This is a genomic window from Aliarcobacter lanthieri (assembly GCF_013201625.1).
Classification (GTDB): domain Bacteria; phylum Campylobacterota; class Campylobacteria; order Campylobacterales; family Arcobacteraceae; genus Aliarcobacter; species Aliarcobacter lanthieri.
The window spans coordinates 693,645-707,250 of the sequence record NZ_CP053839.1; the positions used below are offsets into that span (position 1 = coordinate 693,645).

Annotated in this window: 12 protein-coding genes; 6 read left to right on the plus strand and 6 right to left on the minus strand. The window is 26.8% G+C overall.

What is annotated here, in order from left to right:
- Position 1: 1 nt before the first annotated feature.
- Genes yidC through ALANTH_RS03510 form a run of 4 tightly spaced genes read left to right on the plus strand, consistent with a single transcriptional unit; the run spans position 2 to position 4,237 of the window.
- Positions 2-1,597 (plus strand): membrane protein insertase YidC, encoded by a 1,596-nt coding sequence (gene yidC, locus ALANTH_RS03495; protein WP_026803470.1) that lies wholly within the window; start codon positions 2-4, stop codon positions 1,595-1,597.
- 13 nt (positions 1,598-1,610) lie between these two features.
- Positions 1,611-2,480: a Jag N-terminal domain-containing protein gene (locus tag ALANTH_RS03500; protein WP_026807509.1), complete on the plus strand. Its 870-nt coding sequence runs from the start codon at positions 1,611-1,613 to the stop codon at positions 2,478-2,480.
- The gene (gene mnmE, locus ALANTH_RS03505; protein ID WP_371317624.1) at positions 2,455-3,825 is read left to right on the plus strand and encodes a tRNA uridine-5-carboxymethylaminomethyl(34) synthesis GTPase MnmE; all 1,371 of its coding nucleotides are present in this window, start codon (positions 2,455-2,457) and stop codon (positions 3,823-3,825) included. Before ALANTH_RS03500 ends, mnmE begins: the two co-directional genes overlap by 26 nt.
- A gap of 1 nt (position 3,826) precedes the next feature.
- A complete protein-coding gene (locus ALANTH_RS03510) occupies positions 3,827-4,237 on the plus strand; it encodes a hypothetical protein (RefSeq protein ID WP_026807510.1) in 411 nt (136 codons plus the stop codon).
- Between the two features lies 1 nt (position 4,238).
- On the opposite strand, the gene ALANTH_RS03515 is transcribed toward ALANTH_RS03510, so the two are convergent.
- Complete coding sequence (locus ALANTH_RS03515) at positions 4,239-4,712, minus strand: SixA phosphatase family protein (protein WP_026807511.1); 474 nt, start codon at positions 4,710-4,712, stop codon at positions 4,239-4,241.
- A 153-nt stretch (positions 4,713-4,865) separates the two neighbouring features.
- Here ALANTH_RS03515 and ALANTH_RS03520 point away from each other — a divergent pair, with 153 nt between their 5' ends.
- Positions 4,866-5,552, plus strand: a complete 687-nt coding sequence (locus ALANTH_RS03520) for a TIGR02117 family protein (protein WP_228131103.1) — start codon at positions 4,866-4,868, stop codon at positions 5,550-5,552.
- 13 nt (positions 5,553-5,565) lie between these two features.
- Here ALANTH_RS03520 and ALANTH_RS03525 read toward each other — a convergent pair whose 3' ends face one another.
- Positions 5,566-6,012 carry a helix-turn-helix domain-containing protein gene (locus ALANTH_RS03525; RefSeq protein ID WP_026803476.1) on the minus strand — a complete coding sequence of 149 codons (447 nt, stop codon included), beginning with the start codon at positions 6,010-6,012 and terminating at the stop codon, positions 5,566-5,568.
- A gap of 125 nt (positions 6,013-6,137) precedes the next feature.
- Here ALANTH_RS03525 and ALANTH_RS03530 point away from each other — a divergent pair, with 125 nt between their 5' ends.
- The gene (locus ALANTH_RS03530) at positions 6,138-9,314 is read left to right on the plus strand and encodes a flagellar hook-basal body complex protein (RefSeq protein ID WP_081801309.1); all 3,177 of its coding nucleotides are present in this window, start codon (positions 6,138-6,140) and stop codon (positions 9,312-9,314) included.
- 87 nt (positions 9,315-9,401) lie between these two features.
- Here ALANTH_RS03530 and ALANTH_RS03535 read toward each other — a convergent pair whose 3' ends face one another.
- The 4 genes from ALANTH_RS03535 to ALANTH_RS03550 are packed head-to-tail and all read right to left on the minus strand — an operon-like array spanning position 9,402 to position 13,603.
- Positions 9,402-10,469, minus strand: a complete 1,068-nt coding sequence (locus tag ALANTH_RS03535) for an ATP-binding protein (RefSeq protein WP_026807512.1) — start codon at positions 10,467-10,469, stop codon at positions 9,402-9,404.
- Complete coding sequence (gene pdxA / locus ALANTH_RS03540; protein WP_026807513.1) at positions 10,466-11,401, minus strand: 4-hydroxythreonine-4-phosphate dehydrogenase; 936 nt, start codon at positions 11,399-11,401, stop codon at positions 10,466-10,468. The genes ALANTH_RS03535 and pdxA overlap by 4 nt, the downstream gene beginning before the upstream one ends.
- On the minus strand, positions 11,398-12,180 hold the full coding sequence (locus tag ALANTH_RS03545; protein ID WP_026803479.1) for a pyridoxine 5'-phosphate synthase: 783 nt from the start codon (positions 12,178-12,180) through the stop codon (positions 11,398-11,400). Before ALANTH_RS03545 ends, pdxA begins: the two co-directional genes overlap by 4 nt.
- Before the next feature lie 10 nt (positions 12,181-12,190).
- Positions 12,191-13,603: an anthranilate synthase component I family protein gene (locus ALANTH_RS03550; RefSeq protein WP_026807514.1), complete on the minus strand. Its 1,413-nt coding sequence runs from the start codon at positions 13,601-13,603 to the stop codon at positions 12,191-12,193.
- Positions 13,604-13,606: the final 3 nt, after the last annotated feature.

The following is a 13,606-nucleotide window of genomic DNA, read 5'->3' on the forward strand; positions in this document are numbered from 1 at the left end:
AATGAGTAATTATAATCAAGGTAATGGTATGCAAAAGCGACTGATTTTAATGACAGTATTAGTTTTTGTATTTTTTATAGCATATGAGTTTTTGGTTTTAAAACCACAAAAAGAAGAGCGTATGGCTCAAGCTAAAATTGAGCAAGAAAAAGAACAAAATGCAGCCCCCGAAGTAGTTAGCACAAATATTGAAACAAATCAAGTAAATAGTGCAAATGCTCCAGTAGTTGAAGATCAAACAAGTAAAAATATCATCACTACGATAAAAACAGCAAAAAATATTATTGAAATAGATAATTTAGGAAGAGTTGCACAAGTAACTTTAATGGAAGAAAAGTATAAAGATGACCATGGAAATCAAATAAAGCTTTTTAAATCTAATCAATTAAAACCATTAGAAGTTAGATTTAGTAATAGAAATGTAAATAATGAAGCTTTTAAAGTAGATATGATAGCAAGTTCATCAAATCTTGATGCAACATCACAAAAACAAGAATTAACTTTAACACAAACTTTAAGTAATACAGTTTTAACTAAAAAGTTTATTTTCTATCCAGATGGGCACTATGATTTAGAAGTGAGTTCTACAAATAATGAACAGTTTTTTATCACAAATGGCTTTAGACCAGATGTAATTGCAGATATGTATGCAGTACATGGATTTATGGCAAAATTAAGTGATGATGTTTTAGAAGTAACAGAAGACAAAGGTTTAAAAAATAATAAAGATTTAATTGGACTTAAGTTCATATCAAACTTTGATAGATATTATGCAACAGTTATTTATAACTTCCAAAAATCTTTAGCTATTACACTTATGCCAGATGAGAACAATAATCCTCAAGCATTTATTCATGCAAATAGTGGTATAAATTTTAGTGGATTTATGGGACCAAAAAATTATAAAGATTTAGAAGCTTTAAATAAAGAATTGATTGATGTAATTGATTATGGTTGGTTTACATTTATTGCAAAACCAATGTTTACTCTTCTTCAATTTATACAAAGTTATGTTGGAAATTGGGGTTGGACAATCGTTATCTTAACAATTTTAGTTAAACTTGTTTTATATCCTTTATCATATAAAGGTATGGTGTCTATGCAAAAACTTAAAGAATTAGCACCAAAAATGAAAGAAATTCAACAAAAATACAAAGATGATAAACAAAAACAATCTATGCATATGATGGAACTTTATAAAAAACATGGTGCTAATCCAATGGGTGGTTGTTTACCATTACTTTTACAAATTCCAGTATTCTTTGCGATATATAGAGTTTTAATTAATGCTATTGAGTTAAAAGGTGCAGAGTGGATTTTATGGATACATGATTTAGCTGAGATGGATCCATACTTTGTTTTACCAATTTTGATGGGTCTTACAATGTTTATCCAACAAAAAATTACACCAACAGCAGTACAAGATGAGTTGCAAAAGAAAATATTCCAAATGTTACCGATTATTTTCACATTCTTCTTTATATGGTTCCCAGCAGGATTAACTTTATACTGGTTTGTAAATAACTTATTTACTATTGCTCAACAATATACTATGAATAGAATATTTGAGAGAAAAAGAGTCGCAAAAGCTAACTAAGTAGGAAAAGTTTATGAAAAAGTTTGAAGCTGAAAGTTTAGAAAAAGTTTATGAATTAGCGACTTTAGAGTTTAATTGCTCAATTACAGAACTTGTAATTGAAGTAATTCAACAACCAAGTAGTGGATTTTTAGGTTTTGGAAAGAAAAAAGCTATTATTTGTGCTTATTGTAAAACACAAAAAGAACAAGATGGTTTTGGTACAAAATCTTATAAAAATAAAAATATAAAAATTGAAGATGTAAGTTCAAGAATAGAGAACTCTAATCAAAGTATATTTGAAGAAGAAAAAGATGTAAAAACTGAAGAAATTATCTCAAAAGTTCCAAAAGTTGAATCAAAAGAGAAAATTTTTGATAATTTCTATTGTGATAATAATTCAAATGAAATATCAAAGATTATTATAAAAAAATCTAGAGAAGATATTTTAAAAGAAGTAAAAGAGGGGTTAAATCTTTTATTTGATAGAACTTGCTTTAAATTAGATGATATAAAAGTATCTTTCTATGATGATGAAACTTTATACATAGAATTTTTAGGTGAAGATTCTGCTTTATTAATAGGAAAAGAAGGATATAGATATAAGGCTTTATCATATATTTTATTTAATTGGATAAATGATAAATATGGACTTATGTTAAGACTTGAAGTTGCAGAATTTCTTAAAAACCAAGAAGAAGCTATAGGTATATATCTAAATCCTGTGATTGAGTTGATAAAAGATAAAGGTAGTTTTAAAACAAAACCTTTAGATGGTATTTTAGTACATATTGCACTAAAAAGATTAAGAGAAGAATTCCCTAATAAATATGTTGCCGTTAAGACAAATATAAAAGGTGAAAAATATGTACTTGTGAATGAGTACAAACAAAAAGATGAGTAATTTTACTTTTGACGATACTATTGTAGCTATTGCTACTGCTTCTGGAATTGGTTCTATTTCAATAGTGCGAGTTTCAGGAGAAAAAGCTCTTGAAATAGCTTTAAAAATTTCAAAAAGAGAGAGTTTAACTCCTCGTTTTGCAACGCTATCCTATTTATATGATTCAAATAACGAACTAATAGATGAAGCTCTAATTTTATATTTTAAAGCACCTTTTTCATTTACAGGAGAAGATATTGTTGAGTTTCAATGTCATGGTGGAGTTGCTATTGCAAATTTAGTTATTGACACTGTTTTAGACTTTGGTGCTAGAATGGCAAATGCTGGAGAATTTTCTAAAAGGGCCTTTTTAAATAATAAAATTGATTTGAGTAAAGCTGAAGCTATATCTAAAATAATTGAAGCAAAAAGTAGTGATGCTGTAAAACTTTTAGCTAGACAGTTAAAGGGTGAATTAAAAGATTTTGTTGAAGATATAAGAGAAGATTTACTCTTTATGTTAGCTTATACTGAAGTTAGCATAGATTATGCAGAAGAGGATTTACCTACAGATATCTTTGAAAAAATAGAACAAAAGATAGAACATATTACTTCTAAGTTAACAAATACTTTGGAAGCTAGTCGTAGAAGAGAAGGTATGATTACTGGATTTAAAGTTGCTATTATTGGAAAACCAAATGTTGGTAAATCAAGCCTTTTAAATAAACTTTTAAACTATGATAGAGCAATAATTAGTGATATTGCAGGAACTACAAGAGATACTATTGAAGAAAGTGTCAAAATAGGAACTCATATTATAAAAATAGTTGATACAGCTGGTATTAGAGAAGATACAAGTGATATAATAGAACAAATTGGAATAGAAAAATCTATTCAAGCAGTAGATGAAGCTGATATTGTAGTTGCTTTATTTGATAATAGTAAAATTATTGATAATGAAGATGAAAAAATATTAAATCTTTTAGATGAAAATAGTGATAAAAATATTATAAAAGTTTTAAATAAATCAGATTTAGATAATTATTTTGATAAAAATATATTAGGTGATTTTATAGAGATTTCAACAAAAGACAATATTAATTTACTTATAAAAAAAGTTGAAAAAATCTTAGATGAAAATACACAAGAAGATGAATTAACTTTAGTTTCAAAAAGACAAATTATAAGTGTAGAAAATTGTTTAGGAAATATAAATTTAGCAAAGAATCCACTTTATAGCGGAGAGTTAGAGTTTTTTGCTCACTATATAACAGAAGCATTATATGAGATTTCTTCTATAACTCGTCCTTATGAAAATGATGAGATGTTAGATGTAATGTTTGGTGAATTTTGTTTAGGAAAATAGTATGAAAAAGTTTTTAATTTTAGTATTGCTTTTAATATCTACAAATCTATTTGCAGATAAATGGGATGAATTTTTAAAAGATAGTGGTTTCCCAAAAAAAGTTGTTGATGATGGAAGTTTAGTAACTGGTAAAATTTTAGATGCTGTTATTACTTATCAAATAAAAAATAATGATGGTATAAAAGGTAACTTTGAAAACAATGATAGTGCAAAAGTAACTATTAAAAATAAAAAGGGTGAAGTTTTATCTACAAATGAATTCTTAAGTGTAAAAGAATTAAGAAATTGGGGGAAAGATAATTTTATTGAGATCTTTTCTTTTGTTATTGGAGATAGACAACTTGATTCAAAGACTTTAATGGAGCTAACAAATTTAGCAACAACAGCTTTAATGGATAAAAATATAAAGTAAGCTATTTTTTATAGCTTACCATTGTTGCATTAGTTTTATCTATATCTATCCAACTATTGCAATCAAAATCTATTTGCATTATTGCACCTTCCTCAAACTTCTCTTTAAGTCCTACTAAAGTTATAGCTAGGGCTGTTAAAGATGGATTATGTCCTACTAAAATCATACTATCTACTGTATCGTAAGTATAAGTTATCGTTTCAATCATCTCATTTACAAATGCCATATATAAAACCTCATTTAACATAATAGTTTTATCATAATTTAATTCTTTTGCAAAGATCTCAGCTGTTTGTCTAGTCCTTATAGCTGGACTTGAAACTATTAAATCTATATTTGGATTAGATTTTGCTAGTTCTTTTGCCATGTCTTTAGCTTTTTGTTTTCCCTCTTCTGTAAGTTCTATATCATAGTCATACTCATTTGAACTTTCTCTATCTTTTTTTGTATGTCTTATAATAAAAAGTCTTTTCATTTTCCCCTCTTTAATAAAATAATTCTTTTAATTGTTGTTTTTTGATATAAGATTGTTTTAGATTTAACTATTCTCAATATTTTCGAATTTTAACCATACTTTTATAAATAAAATATAAAATTATAAAAAAAGTTATTAGAAAGTTGGATTATATTGAAGAAAATAATAAAAAGTCTATTTTATATCTTATTCGGAGTATTTTTATTCTTATTTTTTTATATTTTAGCTGAATACTTTTTATCAAGAATTAGTCAAAATTATGAATTAACTAGCAATGATTATATGATTTACATAAAATCAAACGGTGTGCACACAGATATAGTATTACCTCTAGAAAACAATATAATTAAATGGAATGAATTTTTTCCTTTTGAAGATACAAAAAGTAAGAATAAAGATTTTGAATATATATCTATTGGTTGGGGAGATAAAGGCTTTTATTTGGATACACCAACTTGGTCTGAACTAAAAGTTTCAACAGCACTTATTGCTGGTACAGGACTTGGAAATGCAGCATTACATATTACTTATTATAAAGATATAATTAAAGATGATTTAACTTATCCTATAAATATTTCAAGAGAACAATACTTATCAATAGTTCAAAGTATAATTGCCTCATTACAATATGAAAATAATAAACCAATAAATATAAAAACAACTTCACAATATGGAGAAAATGACTCTTTTTATGAAGCTATTGGAAGTTATAGTATTTTTCATACTTGTAATACTTGGACAAATAAAGTTTTAAAAAAAGCAAATCTTCCTTCTGCAAAATGGGTAGCTTTTGATGATGGAATTTTATATCAGTATAAAAGAATCACTATTAGAAATTAAAATTCTTTATGTACTAGAAATCTAAATTATCTAGTTTTTTATACTCTTTAAGTCTTTCTATTAGCTTTTTTATAAAACTATTTGGAGCATAGTTTAAAAGATCTTTTAACTCTTTCAAATGAATATTTATATCTGTATTTGGTTTATCAATCAAATTTTTGATATATTCAAAATCTGTTTTTTGAATATTTTTTATAAGATAGTTTATATATCTTTTTTTTGAATAACTTGAAGTATCAAAAAGTTCTTGTTCTGAAATATTTAATGTTTCAGCTATATAAGGTATTAGTTCAATAGGAATAGTTATTCTTCCAGATAAGTAGCTGTAAATTGTATTTTCAGATGGTATTTCACCAGTTGACTTTAGCTTTGGTTCTATATCTCTTAATTTTTGTGAAAATTCTCTTTTTGTAAGCTTTTGCTCTTTTAAAATGTTGTTTAATCTCTCCCAAACTTCCATTTTTTACCCTATTTTTCTAAGTATATTAATAAAATAAATTTGCTTGTTAATAAAATATAATTTGCTTTATCATCCAATCAATTTTGCAATGATTATAAATATATAAAAAACTAAAAGGATAGATTATGATAGGTGCATTATGGACTGGAATATCAGGATTAGCTTCTCATCAAACAGCTTTAGATAATGAATCAAACAATATTGCAAATGTTAATACTGTTGGATATAAATCAGGAAGAGTTTCTTTTGCAGATCAAGTTTACCAAAATAGTATTGGTAAAGGTTCTTTTGTACAAGATGCAGAGAAACTTTTTGAACAAGGTTCTATGAAGATTACAGGAGCTGCTTATGATGTTATGCTGCAAGGTGATGGATTTTTTAAAGTTAAAAATAAAAATACTCTAGGAACAGCAGAAACTTTTTATACAAGAGCAGGAAATCTTCGTATGGGAGAGAGTGGAACACTTCAAACAGCAGATGGCTATGAAGTTCAAGGTTGGGCTATGAGTAAGATAGACTCAAAAAATGATGTAAAAAGTACAAACCACAATATCTCAAGATTTACAGATGATTATATAAAAAATATAGGAAGTACTATTATAAGACATAAAGATTATATAGAAACTATTGCAGCAAAATCTACAAATTTTAGTGAAACGGCAAAATCAGATGCTGTTGCAGTATTTAATGGAGCAGGGCAAAAATCAAAAGCTTCAAAACTAAAAGATATTTCTTTAGCACAGGAAAATTATAATAAATGGCTTCAAAAATATCAAGAAGATCCAGAAGCATTATCAAAAGGATCATCTTCACAAATATCACAAGTAAACTTTAGGACAGGACTTCCTCCAACATCTCTTATAGGAAAACAAGGTGATTCTATAGAGGTTACTATAGATGGAAATGTATATAATCAACCTTTTGTATTAACAAAAACAACAGAAACATATAGACAAGAAATTTGGAATTCTTTAGGTACTGATGAGAGAACTCTTCACAATTTAGTAGATCCTGCTACTATAGATTCATTACCTAGTTTGGATCAAGAAACTGCAATATCTTATTATGATAAAGTTGCAGGTAAAATAGAGACATATAAAGCTTTAGCAGATAAAATATCAAATTCTGGAAATGGTGGACTTGTAGCATATATGGCTAAAAATACTACAGATCCTACATCAGATATTTTGGATATAAATGCACAATATGATGAATCAACAAAAATATCAGATATGCTTCAAGGTGTTATACAAATTGAGAGTTTAATTCCAGGACAAGAGTTCAAAATAACTTCTGTTAGTGAGATATTAGGTGGTACAAAAACAACAGTAAGAGGAACATTCCAATCAACAGCATTAGCTATTGAAGGTTCAGGAAAAGCAGCTCTTGAAAATGCAAGAGATGCTCTTTCTCAATTGCTTAGTGGAAAACAACAAAGTGTATATACAACACAGGATTTATATGGAAGTGCTGGAGTCCCTGGAAATGCCTTTACTTTTACTATTGATATATATGATAAAGATTTAGAGCAAATTATTCCAGTACCAAATGATGGAAATACACCACCAAATGCAATGCCTATAACAATTCCAGCAGGTTCTACAATAGAACAAATAGCTCAAGCTATAAATAATAGTACAACGACAACAGGTGTTCAATTGGGTGATTATATAACAGCAAAAGTTTTAAATGATAAATATTTAGTTATTGAAACAAATGATAAAAACTATGATATAGAGTTTGATCCAAAGATAATTGTAACACCAACAGTAAGTTTAAATACTTTAGTAGATAATACAAGTTATCAATATACTATTGATGCTGGTAGTGGAAAAACTGTAACAATACCTTTTAATGTAGGAAATACTGTTAGTGGAAGTATGGCTAATATTTATCAAGATTTTCAAACTGCAATAGATAATTTTAATACTGATCCAAATAATGTAGGATTTGAATTAGAACTAGGTGCAATGGATACTAATGGTAACTTTACAATAACTTCTTTAAAAGAGAGAAAATTAGAGAGTAATTTGGCTATTACAACGCCTTCAAATATAATAAATACTTTAAATACAACTCCTGTAAATAATGGTCCATTATATAAAACAGATTTACCAAGAGGAGATTTTCAAATAACTACTACTGAACAATGGAATACAACATATTCATTCTCTTTTGCAGGAAGAACTATAACTTATACAACACCACCATATACAGGAACAGTTGTCCCAACACCAGCATATTCAGGAGGAATTACTGATATAAGAGATAATCTTATTTCAAGAATAAGTGCTGATACTGTTTTATCAAATTTGATTACTGTAACTGCTGGTGGAGCAGATACTATTAGTATTAATCAAGTAAGAATACAAGCACCATTTGATCCTGTAAATACTACACAATTTTTAACTCCAATAACAGTAAGTGGTAGTGGTTCTTTTACTAATGACTTAGTAGCGATGGATCCAATTACTGGTATTTGGTATCCATATGATGTTGGAGATCCACAAGGAATAGATTTTGAATTAAATTTAGGAGCAAATAAATCTAAAACAGAGGTTTCTTTAACTCTAGATGGAATACCATTAACTATAACTACTAGCGAAAATGCAACTGCTAGTGAAATTGCTAGTAAATTACAAGCTGAATTGGATAAAAATAGTAATTTATCTGCTAGATATAAAATTAGTATATCTGGTACAGATACTATTAGAGTAAGTGAAAAAGCTGGAGAAACTGGATATACTCAATTTACAAATACACCAGCAATTACATATGCAGCTTTACCTGTACCTGAATGGCCTTTGGATAAGAAATTTATAGAAGTAAACCCTGATTACTCTGGAAGAAAAGGAGCAGGGGCAGAGTTTATGGAGATAACTACTAGAGTAGATCAATCTTCAACTCATGATAGTTTACAGTTAAGACTTGATAAATTAGATATTTCAGATAGTAAGTTTGGATCATTTAGAGTAGATGAAACAGGACTTATAACTATAAAAGATGGTGGAGTTGAGTATGCAGTTGGTCAATTGGCAATTGCAAGATTTACAAATAATCGTGGTCTTGAAGCAGTTGGAAATAATAACTTTAAAGCGACTCAAGAGTCAGGAAATGCAATATTTAGTACAAATAACAATAACACTTCAGGTGTAAAAGGACAAGCCTTAGAGCTTAGTAAAGCTGATTTGAGTGAGAGTTTAGTAAATTTGATGGTTTTTCAAAGAGCTTTTGAAGCAAATGCAAAATCAATTACAACATCAGATGAACTTCTAAGTACACTTATTAACTTAAAAAGATAATTTTTAGTATAAAAAAAGCAACCCTTAACCAAAGAGTTGCTTTTTATGTTTGGATTGTATCAAAATATTTTAAAATACATCTTAATTTTATATTACAGCCCATTCATAAAATGGAAGAATATCTATTTGTATATTACTATTTCTTAAACTATCTCTATTTGAAACAGTTACTATCTCTACTTTTCTTACTTCTAATTCTATTGCAGTTTTTATAATCTTTTTTAAAAGATTTGTATTTAAATTTGAGTTAAAAAATGGTATAGCAACAACAAAAAGATTTTTGGATTTTATATAGAAATCTATATTATCTAAATAATAAATATCTTTTTCTTTTAAAAGTTCTAAAAAAATCATATTTGTAAATTCATTTTTAAACTTTTTTGTAAAGCTTAAAGCACTTAAAAAAGCATGATTATAAGAATATATTTTTTTTAATGATTTTTCTTGATTATATTTTGGAATAAAATATATTGTGTTTGATTCTTCAAAGTATTTACAAGTTTCATAAAATCTATCTTTTGAAATCTTTATTCTATTTTTCAATGAATTAAAAAGTTGAAAAATTGATTTTTTTTCATCAATATTTTCTATTAAAATCTTTAAAATATCATAATCAACACTATCTTTTACACTTAATTTGAGTATTTCTTGAAGCCTCTGATTTTTTTTATTCTCTTCTATATTTATAAGTTCTGCAAGATTTCCATATTTTAAAAAGCTATTAAAACTTTGAGTTATATTTTGGTGTTTATTATCGAATAATAAGTATTCTTCAAAATCTAAAGCAGATAAACTCAGATTTGAGAAACCATCAATTTTTATGTTTTTTAGAGATGAAATTATTATATTCTCACAATTTGGTAAAATAATAGAATCTTCTATATTTTCTAAAACTAGAGCTTTTATATTTTTTTTATCAATAAATTCTTGCAAAAAAAACAATTCATCTTTTATATAGGCATTTCTTAAATCTAGAAAATCAATATATAAATATTCTTCTGATTTGAAGTTTGATAAAAAATCATAAATTAAGTAGCTTTTACCAGTTTTATTGGCTCCAGAAATGATAGTTTTTGCCTCTACTATCTTCTCTTTTCTTTCTAAAAAGTTAATTTTTGAGAAGTTTATTTCATAGTTTTCTTCCAAAAGTTTCATTTTGTACTTAGTCTTATAGCCTCTTTTATTGCATTGATATAACTTTTATTTGATGGTTTTTTATTTTTATATGCTATATCAAAAGCTGTTCCATGATCTACACTTGTTCTTATAATAGGTAAGTTTAAACTTACATTTATGCTTTCTTCAAAATATAAAGCTTTTAATGGAGCTAATCCCTGATCATGATACATAGCTACATAATAGTTATAGTATTCTCTTGTATTTGGACTAAAAGCAGTATCTGGAACAAGAGGATTTGAAAAAATATCTTCACCTAAAAGTTTATTTGCTTTTTTTATAGCTTTTTTTATAGCTTTTTCTTCTTTTCCTAAAACTCCACCATCTCCAGCATGTGGATTTAGAGCTAATACTGCTATTCTTTTTGTTTTTGTACAAGAATAAAAGTCTATTAAAAAGCTTTTTAGAGCTTTAGATTTTATCATTTTTGGTACATTTTTTAAAGCAGTATGTTCTGTAAAAAGTGCTACATACATTTTAGGACAACCTAACATCATAATTGCATCTTTTTTAAAAATATCTCTTAATACTTCTGTATGTCCTTTATAAGATATTTTTGCTTTACTCCAAGACTCTTTATTTATAGGAAGAGTACAAATTGCATCTACTTTTTTAGTTTTTGCTAAAACTATTGCATCTAAAAAAGAATTATATGAATATAGTCCAGTTTTTTTACAAACTTGTGATGGATTTATATCAAAGTCTCCTAAAGTTTCAAAAAGTTCGAAATTTTTAGGAATTTTAGTATTTAGAAGTTTTGAAGCTTGATTTAAAAGTGTTTTATTTAAGCAGTAAATAGGAGTACAAATTTTACTTATTTCTTCGTGTGAATTTAATGCTATTTCTATTCCAATACCGTTTAAATCACCAATACTTATAGCAATTCTTGGTAAAGTTTCTTTTAAATTCATTTAGAAATAAGTTCTTTCATATCAGTTATTGCTTTACTTAAACCTGTAAAAACTGATCTTGCTATTATACTTTGTCCTATATTTAGTTCTATAATTTCTGGAATTTGGCAAATTAAATCAATATTTTGATAGTTTAATCCATGTCCAGCAGCAACTTTTAAACCTAAATTTGAAGCAAAGTTTGAAGCATTTTTTAAATTTTCTAAGCTTTTATCTAGTTTATTTTTTAATTCTTCTTTACTTAATTCTAACTCTTTTATAGTATGGTGAGTATTAGATAAATTTGAGTAAAGCATAGCATAAACATTTGCAAATGTTCCCGTATGAAGTTCTATAAAATCAGCCTCTAGCATATTTGATAATTCAACTGATTTAGTAGTTGGATCTATAAAAAGAGATACTTCTATTTCATGTTTTTTTAGTTTTTCTATAGTTTCATTTATTCTATCAAAATTTTTTTCTAAATCAAGTCCACCTTCTGTTGTAACTTCATCTCTATTTTCAGGTACTAAAGTTGCTCTAAATGGTTTTAATTTACAAACTATATCAATAATATCTTCATTTATTGAGCATTCCAAATTTACTGGAAGATTTGATTGTTCAATTATTGCTTTTGCATCATTATCATGAATATGTCTTCTATCTTCTCTTAAGTGAATAGTTATTTGATCTGCTCCACTAAGTTTACAAATACTCAAAGCATCAAGTGGATTTGGATCATTTATTTTTCTTGCTTCTCTTAAAACTGCAATATGATCTATATTTACACCAAGTAACATTTCATTCCTTTTATGATAAATCTTTTAAAGTAGCTATATTTGCTGCTAGTTTATTTTGAACTTCCAAATATTCATCTTCATTTTTTGAATCTGCAACTACACCAGCTCCAGCTTGGAAAATAACTTTGTCTTTCATAAGCATAGTTGTTCTGATAGTTATAGCACTATCCATATTTCCATCAAATCCAAAGTAAGCTACACTTCCTGAGTAAAAACTTCTTTTTATTCCTTCAAACTGAGCTATCAATTCCATTGCTCTTATTTTTGGTGCTCCAGTCATAGTTCCTGCTGTAAATGTTGCCATAAACAAATCAAACATATCATATTTTTCATCAAGTACTGCTTCTACATCTGAAACTATATGCATCACATGAGAATATCTTTCAATTCTCATCAAATCTGTTACTTTTACACTTCCTGCAAGTGCAACTCTTCCTACATCATTTCTTCCTAAATCAACAAGCATTAAGTGTTCTGCTCTTTCTTTTTTATCATTTATTAGTTCATTTTCCATTTCTAAATCTTTTTTAGGAGTAGAACCTCTTTTTCTTGTACCTGCAATAGGGCTTAATAATATTTGACCATTATCTAGTCTAACCATTGATTCTGGAGAACTTCCAGCAATACTAAAATCTTCAAATTCAAGAAAATATAAATAAGGACTAGGATTTTTACTTCTTAATGCTCTATAAAAACTAAAATGGTCAACAATTGCACCTTGTATAAATCGATTTGACATTAATATTTGGAAAACATCTCCACTTTTTATCATCTCTTTTGATTTTTCAACCATAGAGAAAAATTCATCTTTTGAGTAGTTAAATTTACCTTCATCTAAAATTTTTGCTTTTTTTAATGAAGTGTAAGAATACGGTTTTAAAAGTTCATCTTCAATAGTATGAATATCATTTTTATACTTTTCAACAGAAGTTAGAATAACTAATTTTGAAGTTTTATGTGAGTAGGCTAATATTATATTTGGACGGATTAAATCTAAATCAGGGATATTAAACTCATCCTTTAAATTTTGCATAGATTTTTTTAGTTTTTGTTCAAATTCTTTACTTATATCATATCCTACATTTCCAATAAATCCATCAATTAAACCAATTCCTAGTTCATTGGCTTTATTTTTATAAAATTCTTTATCAAACTTTTTATAATATTTTTGTAAGAACCTTAATGGATTACTTTCAACAATATTAGTTTTACCATCTTCATTTAAAAAATAGCAAGTATTATCTTTATACCAAATTCTCTCTCTTGCACCTACAATAATATAAGAGAAATTTCCATTATTAGAAGAACTTATTGTACTTTCAAATAAAAATGTAATATCATCTTTATAAATATCTTTCACTTTTTCATATATAGATACTGGAGTAAATTGATCTAAAAATAGAGTTTTGCTATAAAAATTCATAAA

What these genes read in the sequence shown, in the direction of transcription:
- yidC (WP_026803470.1), top strand. Translation starts at nt 2, where the DNA reads ATGAGTAATTATAATCAAGGTAATGGTATGCAAAAGCGACTGATTTTA.
- ALANTH_RS03500 (WP_026807509.1), top strand. Translation starts at nt 1,611, where the DNA reads ATGAAAAAGTTTGAAGCTGAAAGTTTAGAAAAAGTTTATGAATTAGCG.
- mnmE (WP_371317624.1), top strand. Translation starts at nt 2,455, where the DNA reads ATGAGTACAAACAAAAAGATGAGTAATTTTACTTTTGACGATACTATT.
- ALANTH_RS03510 (WP_026807510.1), top strand. Translation starts at nt 3,827, where the DNA reads ATGAAAAAGTTTTTAATTTTAGTATTGCTTTTAATATCTACAAATCTA.
- ALANTH_RS03515 (WP_026807511.1), bottom strand. Translation starts at nt 4,712, where the DNA reads ATGAAAAGACTTTTTATTATAAGACATACAAAAAAAGATAGAGAAAGT.
- ALANTH_RS03525 (WP_026803476.1), bottom strand. Translation starts at nt 6,012, where the DNA reads ATGGAAGTTTGGGAGAGATTAAACAACATTTTAAAAGAGCAAAAGCTT.
- ALANTH_RS03530 (WP_081801309.1), top strand. Translation starts at nt 6,138, where the DNA reads ATGATAGGTGCATTATGGACTGGAATATCAGGATTAGCTTCTCATCAA.
- ALANTH_RS03535 (WP_026807512.1), bottom strand. Translation starts at nt 10,469, where the DNA reads ATGAAACTTTTGGAAGAAAACTATGAAATAAACTTCTCAAAAATTAAC.
- pdxA (WP_026807513.1), bottom strand. Translation starts at nt 11,401, where the DNA reads ATGAATTTAAAAGAAACTTTACCAAGAATTGCTATAAGTATTGGTGAT.
- ALANTH_RS03545 (WP_026803479.1), bottom strand. Translation starts at nt 12,180, where the DNA reads ATGTTACTTGGTGTAAATATAGATCATATTGCAGTTTTAAGAGAAGCA.
- ALANTH_RS03550 (WP_026807514.1), bottom strand. Translation starts at nt 13,603, where the DNA reads ATGAATTTTTATAGCAAAACTCTATTTTTAGATCAATTTACTCCAGTA.